The organism is Thermococcus sp., assembly GCF_027012695.1.
GTDB lineage: Archaea > Methanobacteriota_B > Thermococci > Thermococcales > Thermococcaceae > Thermococcus.
Window position 1 is genome coordinate 1 of sequence record NZ_JALUYR010000087.1, and the last position, 1,994, is coordinate 1,994.

At 44.8% G+C, this 1,994-nt stretch carries 3 protein-coding genes and 1 pseudogene; all 4 read left to right on the forward strand.

Going from position 1 to position 1,994, the window contains the following annotated elements; genetic code table 11:
* Nucleotides 1-874, forward strand: a pseudogene (locus MV985_RS07030) (hypothetical protein); the annotation flags it as partial.
* Between the two features lie 12 nt (nt 875-886).
* A complete protein-coding gene (locus MV985_RS07035) occupies nt 887-1,411 on the forward strand; it encodes a hypothetical protein (protein ID WP_297464738.1) in 525 nt (174 codons plus the stop codon).
* Nucleotides 1,412-1,450: 39 nt separating this feature from the next.
* The gene (locus MV985_RS07040) at nt 1,451-1,642 is read left to right on the forward strand and encodes a hypothetical protein (RefSeq protein ID WP_297464740.1); all 192 of its coding nucleotides are present in this window, start codon (nt 1,451-1,453) and stop codon (nt 1,640-1,642) included.
* Nucleotides 1,643-1,646: 4 nt separating this feature from the next.
* Nucleotides 1,647-1,994: hypothetical protein (locus tag MV985_RS07045; protein WP_297464742.1), on the forward strand; the 348-nt coding region annotated here is incomplete at its 3' end.

Genomic DNA, 1,994 nt, shown 5'->3' on the forward strand with positions numbered 1-1,994 from the left:
CCAGAACTTGAAGGAGTATAAGCAGACTTGGCCGATACAAATAGTTGACAGTGCCGGAAACGTTCAGTGGCCTCACGAGAGCTATCAGGGGCTTAATTACTCGATCTCCAGTGGTCAACTAACAATCTACGCCCGTAAGACTGCGAGAATTATGGCGACCATAGGCCCCATAACTCAAAACACGAGCCTCACACTGGAAATCGGAGGCATGCCAATGGCATCAGCATACGTAGAAGTTAGGCCTGTAACAGTACACGAAGCTTTCATGGATTGTAGTAATCTAAAACTATCTGCAGATAAGGGGGATTTAACTTTAGACATGAAATGCAAGGTGTACTTTACGAATCCAACTAAGGTTCAATGGAACATAACTCGCGTTGACACAGATGCTCACGTACTCAAGACACCGCGTACAAGGGATTTAACCATAGAGCCAACTAAGACGATAATAACACACACGGTTCCACCCGGAAGAATTGGAGAATTAGAACTTGAGTTCCATGATGTCCTGCCCCAGAGCGGGTTCATCGAAACAGGATTGGAACTGAAGGACTTAGGAGGAGCTAAGGTTCCAGTGCAAGTGAACTTCACAGTCTACGCTAACGGTCATCCATACGTCAAAACTTCACAAGGTATACTCGATCTTGCATACACGGCAACTCAATATGTAGAGATAAAAGTTGAATGGAACAGTGTTATTCAGCATATTGTTGCAGATACAGTAGCTGGAGTGGTTATAGGGGCTGGGGCAGTAGTCGGTAGCATTATTCCAGGAGCTGGTACCATGACAGGAGCTGCAGTTGGGGGTATTATTGGGGGTACTTTGGGGTTTATATACGGAGTAGTGTGGCATGGAATACTGGGAAGGCCATAGGGGGGATAACAAATGAAATGGAAAGGCGTTATTGTTTACTCCACGTCTCTTTTCCTTTTGTATTTCTCTTCAGGCATAGACGTAGCCATCACGCTTGCCAGCGTAAGCCTTTCAGTGATGTACGTTTGGACGATGATCCTCTGGTTAATCCGCCGACGGGAAGATAGAAATACACAAAAGATCGCAAACGGTTTTCTCGCGGCTAATTTGATTGCAATCCTTGCCAGCGTCTTTGTCATCAAGCCTCTCGCCGCAACTTTGCTGCTGGTGGTACTTCTTGTCCTCTCAGGTTTCATGCTGCTCGTTGTTTACGGCCTCAGAAAAGGACCAGCAATAGAGAAGGCTGATTCTAGACTCAGATGGTTTGGGGTACTTCTTTTGGGATTCTTTTCGTTGAATCCTTTTATTGAGGGCATTTCAACCCACAACTGGATTGAGGGAATCAGTGCAGTACTGCTGGTGGTTGGTGGCTATTTAATATTTGAGGAGGTGAGGACATCTATCCGCGAATCAAAGCAAGCAGAAGAATCGCAATGAAGAAAAACAAAGTAAGAGACTACTGCAGAGGTGGTAGAAGTGAACCTCGCGAAAAGCCTCCTTGCGGGATTTTCTCCTTCCTTGCACAATCCACGACAGATTGATGGGCTTAGTACGAACATCACTTGGTTCAACATGAACTTCGCTAATCCTGGAAAGTACTATTTCACGCTTTACGTTAATGGCGAAATCGAAGATGAAAAAGATTATAACGGTAATCTCAAACAGTAGCATAATGGCATGGATGACTTGTAGTCCAGAGTTCGTCAGTGAGAACAACGATTCAGTAATGTGTAACGTTAATGTGGAGAACCTAAACAGTGCTCCGATAAACGTTTGGGTAACTGACATTTACTTCGCTGGGGGTAAAATATACGATAGCACTAGCGACGACAATTTAGCAGTTCCAGATCCAAGAAACTTAGCCCTAAACCCCAGCTCTTCGGGAACATTCACTTTCACAATACTGATTAACGATGAACTCCAAAAGAGGGTACCTGTGGACTTAAGTGACATAAACCTTGGGACACCAATAGCGATCAAGGCATACTTAAACCAGCTGAAAGAACCGGTGATGTACGTG